Source organism: Jatrophihabitans sp., from assembly GCF_035474675.1.
Classification (GTDB): Bacteria; Actinomycetota; Actinomycetes; order Mycobacteriales; family Jatrophihabitantaceae; genus Jatrophihabitans_A.
This window is the reverse complement of record NZ_DATINC010000140.1, coordinates 1-16007: the sequence shown is the minus strand read 5'-3', so window position 1 is coordinate 16007 and position 16007 is coordinate 1. Positions and strand designations below refer to the sequence as shown.

The following is a 16007-nucleotide window of genomic DNA, read 5'->3' as shown; positions in this document are numbered from 1 at the left end:
TCATGTCCGCGCTGTACGTCTACGGGATCGTCGACACCGGACCCCCGGCCAGCCTGGCCGACGGTCAGGCGGTCGGCGGCGCCCCGGCTGACACCATCGACTGGCTCACCGACTCCGACCTGCCGGTGAGCGCGGTGGTCAGCCCCGCGCCGGACGATCTGCGTGGCAAGCGGCGGGACCTGCTCGCCCACCAGCGGGTGCTCGACCTGCTCGCCGAGCACGGCCCGGTGCTGCCGATGCGCTTCGGGGTGGTGGCACCGGACGAGCAGACCCTGCTGGAGAGCCTGCGCGGCAACGCCGAGCGTTACACCCGGCTGCTGCGCGAGCTGGCCGGCCGGGTGGAGCTGAACGTCAAGGCGCTGCCCGACGAGCAGCAGTTCATTGCCTCGGCGAGCAACGATCCGGCCGTCCGCAGCGCACTGCAGGCGGCCCGGCGGGACGGTTCGCACGAGCGTCAGGTGCAGCTGGGCCAGGCGGTCGCCACCGCCGTGGCGCAACGCCGGCAGCTGTGCGGAGCGCAGCTGCTGGACCGGTTGCACCCGCTCGCCTCGCGTACCGCCACGCTCGCCGCCGGCGACAAGTACGTGCTCAACGCGGCGTTCCTGGTCGAACGCTCGGCGGTGGACGGCTTCACCGACGCCGTGGACGAGCTGCGCGCGCAGCTCTCCCCCGCCGTCGACCTGGTGTTGACCGGCCCGCTGCCGCCCTACAGCTTCGTGGGGGACTGACTATGGGCCTGATCACTGGACTGCTCACCCTGCCGCTGGCACCGGTACGCGGGGTGGCCTGGGTCGCCGACAAGCTCGTCGCCGTCGCCGAGGAGCAGTTCTACGACGTCGATGCGATCTATGCCGAGCTGCGTGAGCTGGCAGCCGACCTGGATGAGGGCCGCATCAGCGAAGAGGAATTCGACCGTGCCGAGGACGTGCTGCTGCAGCGGCTGCAGGACGCCACCGCACGTAACCGCTCGACCTAAATGCCGTACCACTCGCTGAAGGAGAAACGCCATGAATGAGTCTGCAAAGGTCGGCGTCGCCGTCGCCGGCGGCTACCTGTTGGGCAGGACGAAGAAGGCGAAGCTTGCGATCACCCTCGGCACCTGGCTGCTGGGCAAGCGGCTGGAGCTGGATCCGAAGGAACTCGGCAAGGGCGCGCTGGCCCAGCTGGCCCAGCGCCCGGAGGTCGCCAAGCTGACCGGGGACGTACGCGGGGAGTTGATGCAGGCCGGCCGGGCCGCCGCCACCGCCGCGATGAACTCGCGACTCGAGCGGCTGGCCGAGGGACTGGAAGCGCGCACCGAACGGCTGCGCCACCGGAAGGACTCCCAGGACGACGAGTCCGACGAGGACTACGCCGACGACGAGTACGACGCCGAGGACTACGAGGACGAGGACTACGACGACGAGTCCGACACCGACGAGGACTACGACGAGTCCGACGAGGACGAGGACTACGACGAGTCCGACGAGGACGAAGGCGATCTCGGTGACGAGGACGAGGCCGGTCCCGAGGACGAGGCGGACGAGGACCTCGAAGACGAGGCCGACGCCTCCGACGAGGACGAAGACGGCGGAGCCGGCACGGACACCGGCGACGAGGCCGAGGATGAGGGCGAGGCCGAGCCGGCCGCCTCGGCGGACGAGGACGAAGACGAAGGTGGTCGGCGTCCCGCCGCGCGGCGGCGGCGGCAGCCCCGCGCTGCGGCAGCCGAGGAGGAGCCGACTCCGCGCCGGCGGCGCTCCCGCACCTCCGACGACAGCGAGGACTCGGGCCCCACCCCGCGCCGGCGGCGGCCGCGCAGCTCCGACGACAGCGAGAACTCAGGCTCCACCCCGCGCCGGCGGCGGCCGCGCACCTCCGATGACAGCGAGGACTCGGGTTCCGCCCCGAGCAAGGCGGCTCCGCGCAAGACGACTCGCAAGGCCACCCCGCGCAAGGCGGCACCTGCCGCGGAGAAGGCCACTCCGCGCAAGACGACCCGCAAGGCCACCCCGCGCAAGGCAGCACCCGCCGCGGAGAAGGCCACCCCGCGCAAGACGACCCGCAAGGCCGCCCCGCGCAAGGCAGCAGCCACCGCGCGCAAGACGGCTGCTCGGCCGGCGAAGAAGACAGCCAGCCGTGGCGCCCAGTAGGGCACCGGACAACACTAAGGACGGTCGATGACCATGGCTCAGAGCGAGAGCGAGAACGGAAGACAAGGCGGCGGCTCCGACGGCCTGACCGGCACCCTGCGATCGGCGGCCTCCCGCAACCCGGTTACGGAGAAGCTGTTGCACAGCGCCGAGGGCTACCTCGGGGCCCAGTCCGAGCGGCTGGTCGGTTCGCTGGGCGAGAAGGTCACCGGCGCGACGCGGCGGTTGACCGACGTGGCCAACGGTTCTGCCGAACCAGGCAGCCTGCTCGGCAAGACCGCCAAGAATGTCGCGCAGGGTGACTCCCCTGCCAAGGCGGCGCTCAAGGGAGCGGCCGGCAGCGTCACCGAGAAGGTGAAGGACACCGTAAAGTCCGCCTTCAAGGGCAAGGGCAAGGGATCCGGCGGCAAGAAGTCGATGAACATCGAGGAGTCGATCGACGTCGGCGTGCCGGTGCGGCAGGCGTACAACCGGTGGACCCAGTACACCGAGTTCCCCAAGTGGTCCAAGGGGGTGCAGAGCGTCAGCCAGGAGGACGAGACCAAGACCGGCTGGAACGCAAAGGTCTTCTGGTCCAAGCGCAACTGGAACGCCAAGATCACCGAACAGGTGCCGGACCAGCGGATCGCCTGGACCTCGGACGGCCCCAAGGGCACCGTGGACGGCGTGGTGACCTTCCACGAGCTGGCGCCCAACCTGACCCGGATCCTGCTCGCGCTGGAGTACCACCCCGCCGGCCTGTTCGAAAAGACCGGCAACATCTGGCGTGCCCAGGGCCGCCGGGTGCGGTTGGACCTCAAGCTGTACCGCCGGTTCGTGATGATGTCCAACGAGGAGGTCGAGGGCTGGCGCGGCGAGATCCGGGACGGCGAGGTCGTCCGGGACCACGACGAGGCAATGGCCGAGGAGGAGCAGGACGGCTCGGAGCAGGACTCGGCCGAGGACTACGACGAGGACGCCGGTGACGAAGAGTCCGAGGCCGACGAGGACTACGCCGACGAGGACGCCGGTGACGAGGAGTCCGAGGCTGACGAGGACTACGCCGACGAGGACGAAGAAGGCGAGTACGACGAGGACGAGGACGATCTCGGTGACGAGGACGACTACGCCGACGACGAGGACTACGCCGACTCCGACGAGGACTACGAGGAGGAGCCGGCCCCGCGCCGGCGAGCGAGCTGACTAGCTCGATTCCACTCCCGATACCGGCCGGTCAGCCGCACGGTGGCTACGGCCTCGAACTGCCGACGACCGGGGATGCCCGACCGTCGAGAGGAGAGCGACGCAGATGGCTGAGGAAGATTTCGACGACGAGTCCGGAGCCGAGGTCGAGCGGACCTTCGGTGGGCTGCACGACCGGTTCGTCACCATCGTGCTGGACGAGATGGAGCGGGAGCGGTTCCCGAGCAACCAGATGCTCGACCTGCTGGAGTCGCACATGACGGTGCGCGACCGGGTGCGGATCGTCAACCTGCTGCTGGACAAGATCGCCGCACAGCGCTACCCCAGTCCGGACATGCTGCGCCGGGTGTCCCGGCTGGTCGGCTGATCCCGCTCAGGCGCCGGTCGCGCCGGCCGCACCGACATAGGCCGCGAGGTGCTCGCCGGTGAGGGTGGCGGGCGCGGCGACCAGGTCTGCCGGGGTGCCCTGGTAGACGATCCGGCCGCCGTCGTGGCCGGCGCCTGGGCCCAGGTCGATGATCCAGTCGGCATGCGCCATGACCGCCTGGTGGTGCTCGATGACGATCACCGACTTGCCACCGTCGACCAGCCGGTCCAGCAGGGCCAGCAACTGCTCGACATCGGCCAGGTGCAGGCCGGCGGTCGGCTCGTCCAGGACCAGCACGCCGCCCCGCTCCCCCATGTGGGTGGCGAGCTTGAGCCGTTGCCGCTCGCCGCCGGACAGCGTGGTCAACGGCTGCCCGATGGTGAGGTAGCCGAGCCCGACGTCGACCAGCCGGGTGAGGACGGCATGCGCGGCCGGTGTGCGTGCCTCGCCGGCTCCGAAGAACCGTTCCGCGTCCGCCACCGGCATGGCCAGCACCTGGCTGATGTCCTTGCCCCCGAAGGTGTATTCCAGCACCGAGGCATCGAAGCGGCGGCCTTCGCACTCCTCGCACGGGGTGGCGACCCCGGCCATGATCGCCAGGTCGGTGTAGATCACGCCGTTGCCGTTGCAGGCCGGGCAGGCACCTTCGGAGTTCGGGCTGAACAGCGCCGGCTTCACTCCGTTGGCCTTGGCGAACGCCTTGCGGATCGGCTCCAGCAGCCCGGTGTAGGTCGCCGGGTTGCTGCGCCGGGAGCCGCGGATCGGCGCCTGGTCCACCGACACCACCCCGTCCCGGCCGGCCACCGATCCGGAGATCAGCGAGCTCTTGCCCGAGCCCGCCACTCCGGTCACCACCACCAGGACGCCCAGCGGGATGTCGAGGTCGACGGCCCGCAGGTTGTGGGTGTCGGCACCGCGCACCTGCAACGCACCGGACGGCGCCCGTACCGCGGGCTTGACCGAGGCGCGGTAGCCCAGGTGCTGGCCGGTCAACGTGCCGCTGGACCGCAGCCCGGCCACCGTGCCCTCGAAGACCACTTCGCCGCCGGCCGTGCCGGCACCCGGTCCGAGGTCGACGACGTGGTCGGCGATCAGGATCGTCTCCGGCTTGTGCTCCACCACCAGCACCGTGTTGCCCTTGTCGCGCAGCCGTAGCAGCAGCTCGTTCATCCGCCGGATGTCGTGCGGGTGCAGGCCGATCGTCGGCTCGTCGAAGACGTAGGTGATGTCGGTGAGCGACGAACCGAGCTGCCGCACCATCTTGACCCGCTGCGCCTCGCCGCCGGACAGGGTGCCCGACGGCCGCTCGAGCGAGAGGTAACCCAGGCCGATCTCGGTGAAGGAGTCCAGGGTTTCTCCCAGTGCCGTCAGCAGCGGCGCGACGGCGGGCTCGTGCAGGCCGCGCACCCAGCCGGCCAGGTCGCTGATCTGCATCGCGCACGCGTCGGCGATGCTGATCCCCCCGATCTTCGCCGACCGGGCCGCCTCGCTGAGCCGGGTGCCGGCGCAGTCCGGACAGGTGCCGAAGGTGACCGCCCGCTCGACGAAGGCGCGCACGTGCGGCTGCAGGGAGTCGACGTCCTTGGACAGCATCGACTTCTGGATCTTTGGTACCAGGCCCTCGTAGGTGAGGTTGATGCCGTCCACCTTGATCTTGGTGGGTTCCTTGTAGAGCAGGTCGGCCAGCTCCCGCTTGGTGAACTTCTTGATCGGCTTGTCCGGGTCGAAGAAGCCGCAACCGCTGAAGATCCGGCCGTACCAGCCTTCCATGCTGTAGCCGGGAATGGTCAGCGCTCCCCCGTTGAGCGACTTGTTCTCGTCGTAGAGCTGACTCAGGTCGATGTCGTTGACCGCGCCCCGGCCCTCGCAGCGTGGGCACATGCCGCCCTGGTAGACGACGTTGCGCACCACGATCCGCTCGCCCCGGCCCTTGTCGACGGTCATCGCCCCGCTCGCCGTCCGGGTCGGGACGTTGAAGCTGAAGGCGGTGGGCGGGCCGATGTGCGGTTCTCCCAGCCGGCTGAACAGGATTCGCAGCATGGCGTGGGCGTCGGTCGCGGTGCCGACGGTGGAGCGGGGGTCGGCGCCCAGCCGTTGCTGGTCGACGATGATCGCGGTGGTCAGCCCGTCCAGGACGTCGACGTCCGGCCGCGGCAGGGTGGGCATGAAGCCCTGCACGAAGGTGCTGTAGGTCTCGTTGATCAGCCGCTGCGATTCCGCGGCGATCGTGTCGAACACCAGGGAGCTCTTGCCCGAACCGGAGACGCCGGTGAACACCGTCAGCCGGCGCTTGGGCAGCTCGACGTTGATGTCCCTGAGGTTGTTCTCCCGCGCGCCGTGCACCCGGATCACGCCGTGGCTGTCGGCGACGTGCATCGCCTGGGTACGGCTGTCCGACCTGGTGGCCGTGCTCATGGTGGCTCCGTCTCGAATTCGCCGGGCTGCGCTCGCCCGTCCGGTCAGCTGACCTGGTTGATGCGGATCAGGTTGCCGGCCGGGTCGCGGAAGGCGCAGTCGCGGATGCCGTACGGCTGGTCGGTGGGTTCCTGGACCACCTCGGCGTCGCTGGCCTGCAGCTTCTCGAAAGTGCCGTCGAGATCCTTGCTGGCCAGCACCAGGATGCCGTAGGTGCCCTTGGCCATCATCTCGGCGATGGTGCGGCGCTCGTCGTCGGTGATGCCGGGGTTTGCGGCCGGCGGGTACAGCACGATGGAGGTGCCGGGCTGGCCGGGCGGGCCGACCGTGATCCAGCGGAAGCCGCCGTAGCCGACATCGTTGCGAACCTCGAAGCCAAGGGTGTCGCGGTAGAAGGCCAGCGAGGCGTCCGGGTCGTCGTGCGGGAGGAAACTGGAGTGAATGGTGATGTCCATGGCGGTCACGCTAGCTGCGGTTCACCGGCCGGCGCTTCTCGATTCCTGATCGGTCTGGTCACCTGCTTGGCCACGCACGACGGCATCCCCTCGGTCGCCGCCGCCTCCCGCCGGTAGGTGCTGGGTGGCACGCCGACCAGTTCGGTGAAGCGGGTGCTGAAGGTGCCCAGCGACGAGCAGCCGACCGCGAAGCAGACATCGGTGACGCTCAGGTCGCCCCGGCGCAACAGTGCCATCGCCCGCTCGATGCGCCGGGTCATCAGGTAGGAGTACGGCGACTCCCCGTAGGCGCGGCGGAACTCGCGGCTGAGGTGCCCGGCCGACATGTGCGCGTCGCGGGCCAGCGCCTCGACGTCCAGCGGCTGGGCGTACTCGCGGTCGATCCGGTCGCGCACCCGGCGCAGCCGCGCGAGATCGCGCAGCCGCTGCGCTTCGACGGACGTGCTGGTCACCTGCCGAATGGTGCCACGTCGCGGGAGTGGATGGGTGGGTACCTGTTGACTATTCAGGATGAACGGCTCATCCTAGCCCGAACATCCACTATCGGAGCGACTGTCGGTATGCCGGACATGGCTTCGAACGGCTTCTGCTGGAGTCACGATGCGCAGACTGTGGGCGATGATCCTCGCGCCGGTGTTGGCCCTGGCCTGCTTCATCATGGGAAGCCCCGCCGCGAACGCATTCGGCAGCGAGGTCCTCGGATGTGCGGTCCAGAGTGCCCCGTGGACCGCCAACTCATGTAGCGGAGGGGGCGGCAACCTGGACAACCTGCCGATCTACTACTCGGTGCACACTCTGTCTGGCAGCTACTCCATGCAGTGGACCATCACTGATCCTTCCGGCTCCACTATCACGAAGGCTTGCAGTAGCACCGTGGCGAGCTTCTGCATCTCCAGCGGATGCACTGCCTCCTCTGCCACGTGCAACATCGTGGGCAAGGTCGGCTCCTCGGACCGTAAGTTCACCGCCCTCCTGCGCCTCACCCAGTCCGGACGGACCAGGAACATCCAAGCCGTAGCTACGATCTGGGGGGATCCGCCGTGCAGCCCCTGCCCCTAGCCGGACGCTGCTTGACGTAGCGGGCTTTCGCGTCAGGTCGGGGCGGGAGTTCCCGTCCTGGTGACGGCCAGCCACAGCCCGCCGAACTCGCGGATGTTGTGGCACAGCACGACGTTTTTGCCCTCGTGGGCATAGAAATACAACGGCTTGCCGCCGTAGGTGACCTGGGCGGAGCCGTCCCGGCGGGTGGTCGTGCCCAACAGCTGCGCGTGGATGCCACCGCGGGCAACCGGCCGGCCCTTGGTCAGGACCGGCGGCCAGGCGCCGGCGCAGTCGTCGTAGCAGGTCGGCTCGCCGGCCTTGTCAGCATCGAACAGGTAGATCGCCTGTCCGCTGGCGTCGAACAGCACCGGGCCGAACCGGCTCGACGCCAGGGTGATGACGGCGCCGGGCTGTGCCGTGCCGGAGGGACCAGGAGTGCGGGTGGTCGAGGCCGATACCGAGGATGCCCCGACGGAAGGGCCGCTGCTGGCCACCGAGGTCCTGGAGTCGCCGGCGGCCGAATCGCCGGCACTTCCGCAGCCGCCGATCAGCACAGCCGCGCAGATGCCTACCGCGATCTTCGCCCGCATCACGCAAGGCTAAACCACATCGGCCACAGCTGGTCGGCACCGGATCAGTACCTGCAGGCGGCGAGGCCGAGCCTTATCGCGGTGAGCTAACGGCACGACGGAGGCAGCGTGAAGGTGGCCAACCCGGTGTTCTCGCCGCCGTTGAGGACATCCGGCGCCCGGTAGGCGGCGAGCCAATGGCCGGCGACGAGCTGGACACTGCCGAAGGAGTACGGCAGGCCCATCTCCGACGAGACCTTGGCACGGTCTCGAATCGTGCCGGTCGAGGCATCGGCGCACACGATCTCACCGTCACCACCGGCCCACACCAGGCCACCGGCGGAGGTCGCGCTCAGCGCGCCGACATAGCTGACGATCCGGCTGTGGGCGAGATCGGTCAGCGGCGCGAACCGGATGTTGTCCTCGTGCCCGGTATTGGTGGTCGCCCACACCCCGCCACCGGTTACCAGCAGGCGCCTGACCGTGCCGCCGGCCAGCGGGAGGTCGCTGATCGTCGACAACCCGTGCCGGGTGTCCAGCACCAGCAGTCGAGCGGTGTTGCGGGCGGGGACGTTCACGGCCACGTACAGCCGGCTGCCGTCGGCGGCGGCAGCCAGTCCGCCGACCAGGCCGTCCACGGTTGCCTGGTGCTCGACGGCGCCGCTGGCCGGATCGAGTGCGTAGACGCGATCGGCGTTTGCGAGAAAGAGCGTCGAGGCGTCCGCACCGGCGGCGAGCGACGGCTTCCACTGGGACCCGGCCGGGACCTTGGCGCATCCGCACGGGCCGGTCGGCGTCACGGTCGGCGTGGGGGTGGCGATCCGAACGGAGCGGAGCTCGCGCAACGTTCGCGGATCGAGTGCCTGGAGGGTGACCGTTCCGTTCACCGCGAGTGTCTGCCACAGGGCGTGCGAGGTCACCAGCGGTGGCCAGTCGGTGTGCTCGTCCACCTCGGCCCACGCGGTGATGTGCCCGCTCGACGGGTCGAAGCGATCGAGGCGGTCGCGTTCCCGGCCGTACACCGAATCCGCGTCGCTGGCCAGGATCGGTCCGATGGAGGTGACGGTGAGCGAGGTGGCCGACCACGGACCGACGATCTCACCGAGGAACTCCGGCGGTGGCGTGCTCCGGTCGGTGCCCTCCCGCGGCGTAGGGCTGGTGGCGGGCCGGAGCGTCGGGCTGGGACTTGCCGAATTCGCTGTCGGCACGGTCGGCATGGTCGGGGCAGCGCAGCCACTCGCTGCCACCGTTGCCAGCAGGACGGGGACGGCGATGAGGGCGGACCGCAGGCCGTGCGGCTGCATACCTTCTAGACACCTACCTGCGAGCAGCTGTTGCAAGGACAGCCGTATTCGGCGGGAACTTGGTGGCAACGATTGACCTGCACCGGCCCCGGCTCTACAGTCGGTGCACTTTATCGCCGGAAGGATCCCCTAATGCGCAAATTATGGACAGGTGCCCTGACGGCCCTGCTGACCTTGGCTTTCTTCGTAGTAGGCACACCCGCTGCCCAGGCATTTGGAGGTGAGGTACTCGGGTGCGGCTACTACGGCTCTACCTGGACTGCCAATCAGTGCTCCGGAATAGGGGGAGGCGACGAGAAATTCTCGGCGCACTACCTGTCCGGCACGTATTCCTACCAGTGGACCCTCACCTACTCGAGCGGTACGCCCATCACCAGCAGCTGTAGCCCCCTGACGACGACCCCCTGTATCCAAAGCGGATGCACTTCGACGTCGAGCACCTGCACCATCCTGACGCAGGATGCCCTTCAGACCAAGACATACGTCGCAACCCTGCGGCTGACCCAGTCAGGACAGAGCAGAACCATCCAAGCATCCGCGGTGGTCACTCCGTATCCAGAACCCTGCAGGACTTGTTAAAACAGGCCTCTCGGGTGCCTTGACTCAGGGGTTGATGTCCTCACCACGACGACGCGGGCCGGTTCCCCCGGTTCAGTACGGCGAGTTCAGTACGGCGAGCGGCCGGAGCCGAAGGCGAACAGCGGCGTCTTGCCGTCGCCGGTGTTGATCGGCTCGTCGGTGACCGCGTTCGGCCAGCTCATCGGCAGCTTGCCGGTGTAGCCGCTGCCGAACAGGTTGTCGACTAGCCCACCGCCCTCGGTACCCGGCAGCCAGGCGGCGACGAACGCGTTCGCCTTGGCCAGTTGATCCTTGATGATGACAGGCCGGCCGGACTCCAGGATCGCGATGCACTTGGTGACTCGCGCGCAGATGTCGGACAGCGCCGCGGAGTTGTCGCTGCCGAACGCCAGCGTCGAGCTGTCCCCCTTGCCCTCGGCGTACGGCGTCTCACCGCCCACCCAGATGCCGATGTCGGCCTTGTAGTTCCCCTTGGTCCGGGTGCCGACATTGCTGACGGTGATCCCGGTACCGGCCACCTGCTGTTGCAGCGCCTGCCAGAACGTGGTGCCGCCGGTGGTGGTCGCACCGCTGGCGCCCTGCCAGGAGATCGACCAGCCGCCCATCTGGTTGCCGATGTTGTCGGCGGACTTGCCGCCCACCACGATCTTGTAGCTGCCGGTCTTGGCCAGCGGCAGCACCCCGTCGTTCTTCAGCAGCACCTGCGACTCCCGCACCGCCTGCCGGGCCACCGCCCGGTGCGCGGCCGAGCCGACGCTCGCGGTGTAGCTCGAGTCGGTGTACGGGGTGCTGAACAGGCCGAGCGCGAACTTCGCGGTCAGGATCCGCGTCACCGCGTCGTCCACCCGCGACAGCGGGATCTGCCCGCCGTTCACCCCGTTCACGATGGCGTTGATGGTGTCGACGTAGATGTCCGGCACCATGATCATGTCGATGCCGGCGTTCACCGCGTGCGCCACCTGGGCGGCGTAGGTCGAGTCGGGCAACTGCTTCACCCCGGCCCAGTCGCTGACCACGAAGCCGGAGAAGTGCTGCGCGCCCTTGAGCTTGTCGGTGATCAGGTACTTGTTGCCGTGGTCCTTGACGCCGTTCCAGCTGGAGTAGCTGACCATCGCCGAGCCGACCCCGGCGGCGATCGCCTGGGTGTAGGGCGGGATGTGGATCGCGTCCAGCTCGGTCTCGGAGATGCGGGCATCCCCCTGGTCGATCAGGTAGCCGCTGCTGCCGGTGCCATACGTCGTGGCGCCGTCGCCCACCCAGTGCTTGGCCGTCGCCAGCACCGACGTCGAGGAAAGGCTGCTGCCCTGGAACCCGGTGACCGCCGCGCCGGCCAGCGCGCTGCCGACCGACGGGTCCTCGCCGAAGCTCTCGTAGCTGCGGCCCCACCGGTCGTCGCGGGCGACGCACAGGCACGGCGCGAACGCCCACCGGATGCCGCTGCCCAGCACCTCCTGCCGGGTCACGTCCTCGACCTGCTGGACCAGCGCGGCGTCCCGGGTGGCGCCCAGCCCGATGTTGTGCGGAAAGACCGTCGCGCCGGTGATGTTGTTGTTGCCGTGCACGGCGTCGATGCCGTACAGCAGCGGAATGCCGAGCCGGGATTTCAGCGCGTAGCTCTGGAAGTCGTCGACCATCGTCTTCCACTGGGTGGCGGTGCCGCCGGCGCCGTTCGGGCCGCCGCCACCGCCGCTGAGCAGCGAGCCCAGCCCGTAGGTGGTGATGTCGGCCTTGCTCTTGAGCGAGTCCCAGGACGCCTGGGTCATCTGGCCGGCCTTCTCGGCCAACGTCATCTTCGACAGGCAGTCCGCGGGCGAGGTGCACGCGGCCGCGGCGGTCGCCGCCGGTGCCTGCGTCCAGGCGAGCAGGCCGGCGGCCAGCAGGGCGGCAGCGGCACCGGCCGCCGCTCGCCTCGGGTGGGAACGGTTCGAGCTGAATACGGCCATGAGCGTGTCCATCCGTCCAGGTTCAGCCGGCCGGTGCCCGCAGCACCAGCCCGCTTCCGAGCCTAGATCGAAAACGGGCGACATGCCGAAACTCATCAGGAAAACCATGATCCGGACAGCATCGACCTCCGGCGCCCGGGTCAGCCGGCTGCCCGGGCCGATCGCAGTTCGACGATGGAGTACCCGCCGGCCGGGTGCACCGCGACCACCGCCAGGCCGGCGTCCGCGGCGAGGGCGGTGAGCTCGGCGACCCGGCGCTCCTTGCCGCCGTACACGGCCAGCATCCGCAGGTCCATGCCGGTGTGCGGAGACTCGCCGTCCGCGCCGGTCCGCTCCACCACCAGCACCTTGCCGGACTCCCCCGCCGCCTCGGCGCACCGGCGCAGGATCGCGCGCGCCGGTCCGTCGGCCCAGTCGTGCAGCACCAGCGACAGCAGGTAGCCGCCGGCGCCGGCCGGCAGCGGGTCGAAGAAGCTGCCGGCCACCGCCTCGCCGCGCTCGGCGAGCCCGGCTCCGGCCAGCGCCGAACGCGCGTCGGAGATGTTCTCCTCCCGGTCCAGCACGGTTCCGCGTAGCGTCGGGCAGTGCGTCAGCAGCGCGATCAGCATCGTGCCGTTGCCGCCGCCGACGTCGACCAGCCAGCCGAGCGAGCCCCAGTCGTAGCCGGCCAGCAGCTGCCGCGACCGGGACGGCAGGTCCGATGCCATCCAGGCGGCGAAGGTGGCCCGGCGCTCCGGATCGGCCGCCAGGTCCTGCCAGAAGTCGTGCCCGAACACCTGCTGATAAGCGGGTTCGCCGGTGCGGACGCTGTGCAGCAGCCCGGTGAAGGCCAGCTCGATCCGGCCGATGCCCGTCAAGTCCAGCCCGGCCCGCATCCGTCCCGGATGGTCGCTGCGCAGCGCCTGGCCCAGCGCGGTCAGGTCGTACCGGCCGGCCTCGTCGCGGCTGAACACCCCGCGGGCGGTGAGGTAGCGCAGCAACCGGTCCAGCGCGTCGGGGTGCGCACCGGCGGCCTGGGCCAGCTCGGCCGCGGTGCCGAGCCCCGCGGCCAGGTGGTCGGCGAGCCGGAGGGTGGCCGCCACCCGGATCGCCATCGGGGTGCCCAGGTGGGCCATCCCCCACAGCTCGGCGGCCCGGTCGTCGGAGGTCACCGCAGTTCACCTCCCGCTGAGAGCCGCCGCCATGAGGCTTGCCCAGCCTGGCCGTCCGGTGCGTCGGCCGCACCTTTCGGGTTGCCAGCCGCCGGGTTGCCGGCCGCTGGGCCGCTGAGCCGCTAGTCGCCGGGCCGCTCTCCGGCCGGCTGCTCGGCCGGCAGTTCCTCAGCCGGCAGCTCCTCGGCGGGCAGCTCGGTGGCCGACCAGGATCCCGGCCGGCCGAGGCCGCGAATTGCGCTGCTGGACAGCAACGGCACCAGGCTCAGGGCCACGCACGCCGCGCCGACCAGGGTCGCCACCCGGCCGCCGGCCCACCCGATCAGGACGCCGGCCAGCACCGGGGCGAGTGGTACCACTCCCCCGGCGATGAAGCCGCCGGCCGAGTTCACCCGGCCCTGCAGCCGGTCCGGAGTGACCGTCACCAGGTAGGCCGAGATCCCGGAATTGGCTGCCGGCAGCAGGAAGATCCCGAATGCCAGCAGGGCGCCGATGACCGGGACCCGGTCCGTCCAGGCCATCGGCACCATCACCGCGGCCAGTAGCAGGCTGGTCACCGCGGTGGTGGTACTGGTCCGGAACCTGCTGATGATCGCCGGCGCCACCAGGGCGCCGAGCACGCCGGACGCCGCCGCGATCGAGTCCACCAGGCCGATCGCCGACGGGTGCACGCCGGCCCTCACCAGCCGCAGCGTCACGCTCACCAGCGCCAGCGTCACCGCGAAGTTGAGGACCGCGCCCCACAGCAGGATCGCCCGGACCACCGCGTGCCGCCAGACGAACCGCAGCCCCTCGGCGACGTCGGCGAGCACCGGGCGGCGAACCCGGTCGGGCGCGGGCAGCGGGGTGCGCAACCGGGTGATCGCCAGCGCGCCGACGAGGTAGCTGACCGTGTCGAACAGGAACGGCAACCCGCGAGCCACCGAGTACAGCGCGCCGCCCAGCGGTGGCCCCACCAGGTCGGCGGCGTGCCCGCGGATCTGCAGCTGGGTGTAGGCGACCGGCAGGTCCGGCTCGGCTACCACCGTGCGTACCGCCGCGGACGCGGCCGGCGCCACGAACGAGTCGGTGACCCCGCTGACGAAACCGATCCCCACCAGGTGCGCCAGGGTGAGAGCGCCTGCCAGGGTGGCCACCGCGAGGCTGCCGTAGCAGCCGGCGCCCACCAGGTAGCTCAGCAGCAGCACCCGGCCGCGTGGCCAGCGGTCGACCAGCGCGCCAGCCGGCAGCCGGGCGACCACCTCGCCGAGCAGCACCGCGGTGGTGGCCAGGCCCGCCTGCGCGGGCGAGCCGGTGATGGCATAGCCGATCAGCGGGAACACCAGCACGCTCATCGAGGTGCCCAGGGCTGAGACCGCCTCGCCGGTCCACAGGATCAGGAAGTCCCGGTTGTGCCCGAGCGGGGTGGCGGCGACCGGCCGGCGCACCGGCTCAGGCCAGCGAGTCGTCGTACCGGGCGGTCAACGGGCCGCCGGCGTCGCCGGTGTTGACCACGCCGGTGGGCTCGATCAGCACCGCGTGCACCTCGCCGTCGGCCACCGGGCAGTGCCGGACGCCGCGCGACACCACGAACAGCTGGCCCGGGCCCAGCGACACCTCGCCGTCCTCGAGCCGGATGGTGAGCGTGCCGGCCAGTACCAGGAACAGCTCGTCGGTGTCGTCGTGGGCGTGCCAGACGAATTCGCCGGCCAGCTTGACCACCTTGACCTCGTAGTCGTTGAGCCGGGCGACCACCTTGGGTGACCAGTGGTCGGAGAACGCGGAAAGCTTCCGGGCGAGGTCGACAGGGGTGCGGGCCATGTGCCCAGCTTGGCACGCGGGCGCCGCCTCGGGCTGCTCGACCGCCCGGCCGCTGCTCAACCGCCCGGCCGCTCAGCCGCCGGCCAGCCACTCCCCCACGATCCGGCTCATGCCGCCGACCTGCGGTGCGAAGCCCAGCGTCCGGTAGAAGGCCGGCATGTCGTCGGTGAACAGCGCGACATGCTGGCCGGGCACGGTGGCCAGCAGCCGGTTGACCACCTCCCGCCCGACTCCCTGGCGGCGGTGCGGGGTCGCGGTCCAGATGTCGACCAGGTAGGCGTTGCAGACCCCGTCGCTCAGGATCCGGCCGTTGGCCACGAACCGGCCCTCGCAGCGCCCGAACACCACGGCGTGCGAGTTCTCGTGCGAGCGCCGGTACTGGTCGGGAGTCCGCAGGTTGTCGAAGTCGTCGGCCACCAGGGCGTCTTTGAGCGCTGCCCAGTCGACGTCGTCCAGGTCGGAGGAGAACACGATCTCAGCCACCGGCTGAGCATCCCATGCGGGGCACCTAGGCTGTGCCCTGTCAGCGCCGATGCGCGACCCGGCCCGCAATCCGCATCCGAGGAGGCCGTCCGATGGCCCTGTCCGACTTCCCCCGTTACCCGCTGCTGTTCGGCCCGAGCCCGGTGCACCCGCTGGAGCGGCTGTCTGCGCACCTGGGCGGGGCGCAGGTGTGGGCCAAGCGGGAGGACTGCAACTCGGGCCTGGCCTTCGGCGGCAACAAGACCCGCAAGCTGGAGTACCTGGTTCCCGACGCGCTGGCCCAGGGCGCCACCCACCTGGTCTCGATCGGCGGCGTGCAGTCCAACCACACCCGCCAGGTCGCGGCGGTCGCGGCCAAGCTCGGGCTGCAGGCCCGGCTCGTCCAGGAGAGCTGGGTGGACTGGCCCGACTCGGTCAACGACCGGGTCGGCAACATCCTGCTCAGCCGGCTGGCCGGCGCGGACGTACGGCTGGTGCGGGCCGGGTTCGGGATCGGGTTCAAGGAGAGCTGGGAGCTGGCCCTGCGCGAGGTCACCGAGCACACGATGATCGTGTCGAAGAAGACGCCCAGCTCGCGCTCCTGCTG

General features: G+C 70.1%; 16 protein-coding genes. 6 read left to right on the top strand and 10 right to left on the bottom strand.

The features are described 5' to 3' along the window. Positions 1-2 precede the first annotated feature (2 nt). The 5 genes from VLJ82_RS16055 (at position 3) to VLJ82_RS16035 (ending at position 3681) form a co-directional block, all read left to right on the top strand. Positions 3-728: a GvpL/GvpF family gas vesicle protein gene (locus VLJ82_RS16055; protein ID WP_408664373.1), complete on the top strand. Its 726-nt coding sequence runs from the start codon at positions 3-5 to the stop codon at positions 726-728. A 2-nt stretch (positions 729-730) separates the two neighbouring features. After that, the gene (locus VLJ82_RS16050) at positions 731-976 is read left to right on the top strand and encodes a gas vesicle protein GvpG (RefSeq protein ID WP_408664372.1); all 246 of its coding nucleotides are present in this window, start codon (positions 731-733) and stop codon (positions 974-976) included. A 31-nt stretch (positions 977-1007) separates the two neighbouring features. Continuing rightward, positions 1008-2132 carry a hypothetical protein gene (locus VLJ82_RS16045; RefSeq protein WP_408664371.1) on the top strand — a complete coding sequence of 375 codons (1125 nt, stop codon included), beginning with the start codon at positions 1008-1010 and terminating at the stop codon, positions 2130-2132. Positions 2133-2159: 27 nt separating this feature from the next. After that, positions 2160-3314, top strand: a complete 1155-nt coding sequence (locus tag VLJ82_RS16040; protein WP_408664370.1) for an SRPBCC family protein — start codon at positions 2160-2162, stop codon at positions 3312-3314. Positions 3315-3420: 106 nt separating this feature from the next. Then, entirely contained in the window at positions 3421-3681 is a 261-nt protein-coding gene (locus VLJ82_RS16035) for a hypothetical protein (protein ID WP_408664369.1), read from the top strand. Positions 3682-3687: 6 nt separating this feature from the next. On the opposite strand, the gene VLJ82_RS16030 is transcribed toward VLJ82_RS16035, so the two are convergent. The 10 genes from VLJ82_RS16030 to VLJ82_RS15985 form a co-directional block, all read right to left on the bottom strand. Then, positions 3688-6096, bottom strand: coding sequence for an ATP-binding cassette domain-containing protein (locus VLJ82_RS16030; RefSeq protein ID WP_408664368.1), 2409 nt, complete (start codon positions 6094-6096; stop codon positions 3688-3690). Positions 6097-6140: 44 nt separating this feature from the next. Next, positions 6141-6551, bottom strand: a complete 411-nt coding sequence (locus VLJ82_RS16025; protein ID WP_408664367.1) for a VOC family protein — start codon at positions 6549-6551, stop codon at positions 6141-6143. Positions 6552-6556: 5 nt separating this feature from the next. Further along, entirely contained in the window at positions 6557-7003 is a 447-nt protein-coding gene (locus VLJ82_RS16020; RefSeq protein ID WP_408664366.1) for a helix-turn-helix transcriptional regulator, read from the bottom strand. 639 nt (positions 7004-7642) lie between these two features. Continuing rightward, positions 7643-8182: a hypothetical protein gene (locus VLJ82_RS16015; protein WP_408664365.1), complete on the bottom strand. Its 540-nt coding sequence runs from the start codon at positions 8180-8182 to the stop codon at positions 7643-7645. Positions 8183-8268: 86 nt separating this feature from the next. Next, positions 8269-9369 carry a hypothetical protein gene (locus tag VLJ82_RS16010; protein ID WP_408664364.1) on the bottom strand — a complete coding sequence of 367 codons (1101 nt, stop codon included), beginning with the start codon at positions 9367-9369 and terminating at the stop codon, positions 8269-8271. Between the two features lie 761 nt (positions 9370-10130). Beyond that, a complete protein-coding gene (locus VLJ82_RS16005; RefSeq protein ID WP_408664363.1) occupies positions 10131-11987 on the bottom strand; it encodes a glycoside hydrolase family 3 protein in 1857 nt (618 codons plus the stop codon). 140 nt (positions 11988-12127) lie between these two features. Beyond that, positions 12128-13102 carry a methyltransferase gene (locus tag VLJ82_RS16000; RefSeq protein WP_408664442.1) on the bottom strand — a complete coding sequence of 325 codons (975 nt, stop codon included), beginning with the start codon at positions 13100-13102 and terminating at the stop codon, positions 12128-12130. Between the two features lie 158 nt (positions 13103-13260). Beyond that, a complete protein-coding gene (locus VLJ82_RS15995; RefSeq protein ID WP_408664362.1) occupies positions 13261-14565 on the bottom strand; it encodes an MFS transporter in 1305 nt (434 codons plus the stop codon). A gap of 4 nt (positions 14566-14569) precedes the next feature. Further along, the gene (locus VLJ82_RS15990) at positions 14570-14938 is read right to left on the bottom strand and encodes a cupin domain-containing protein (RefSeq protein WP_408664361.1); all 369 of its coding nucleotides are present in this window, start codon (positions 14936-14938) and stop codon (positions 14570-14572) included. 72 nt (positions 14939-15010) lie between these two features. Beyond that, complete coding sequence (locus VLJ82_RS15985) at positions 15011-15421, bottom strand: GNAT family N-acetyltransferase (protein WP_408664360.1); 411 nt, start codon at positions 15419-15421, stop codon at positions 15011-15013. A gap of 92 nt (positions 15422-15513) precedes the next feature. On the opposite strand from VLJ82_RS15985, the gene VLJ82_RS15980 reads away from it, so the two are divergent. Then, on the top strand, positions 15514-16007 hold a 494-nt coding region (locus tag VLJ82_RS15980), incomplete at its 3' end, for a pyridoxal-phosphate dependent enzyme (RefSeq protein ID WP_408664359.1).

Excerpts from the sequence above, each read along its gene's own strand:
- VLJ82_RS16025 (WP_408664367.1), bottom strand. The coding sequence starts at position 6,551 with ATGGACATCACCATTCACTCCAGTTTCCTCCCGCACGACGACCCGGAC.
- VLJ82_RS16040 (WP_408664370.1), top strand. The coding sequence starts at position 2,160 with ATGACCATGGCTCAGAGCGAGAGCGAGAACGGAAGACAAGGCGGCGGC.
- VLJ82_RS16050 (WP_408664372.1), top strand. The coding sequence starts at position 731 with ATGGGCCTGATCACTGGACTGCTCACCCTGCCGCTGGCACCGGTACGC.
- VLJ82_RS16055 (WP_408664373.1), top strand. The coding sequence starts at position 3 with ATGTCCGCGCTGTACGTCTACGGGATCGTCGACACCGGACCCCCGGCC.
- VLJ82_RS16045 (WP_408664371.1), top strand. The coding sequence starts at position 1,008 with ATGAATGAGTCTGCAAAGGTCGGCGTCGCCGTCGCCGGCGGCTACCTG.
- VLJ82_RS15990 (WP_408664361.1), bottom strand. The coding sequence starts at position 14,938 with ATGGCCCGCACCCCTGTCGACCTCGCCCGGAAGCTTTCCGCGTTCTCC.
- VLJ82_RS16015 (WP_408664365.1), bottom strand. The coding sequence starts at position 8,182 with ATGCGGGCGAAGATCGCGGTAGGCATCTGCGCGGCTGTGCTGATCGGC.
- VLJ82_RS16030 (WP_408664368.1), bottom strand. The coding sequence starts at position 6,096 with ATGAGCACGGCCACCAGGTCGGACAGCCGTACCCAGGCGATGCACGTC.
- VLJ82_RS16000 (WP_408664442.1), bottom strand. The coding sequence starts at position 13,102 with ATGGCCCACCTGGGCACCCCGATGGCGATCCGGGTGGCGGCCACCCTC.
- VLJ82_RS16035 (WP_408664369.1), top strand. The coding sequence starts at position 3,421 with ATGGCTGAGGAAGATTTCGACGACGAGTCCGGAGCCGAGGTCGAGCGG.
- VLJ82_RS16005 (WP_408664363.1), bottom strand. The coding sequence starts at position 11,987 with ATGGCCGTATTCAGCTCGAACCGTTCCCACCCGAGGCGAGCGGCGGCC.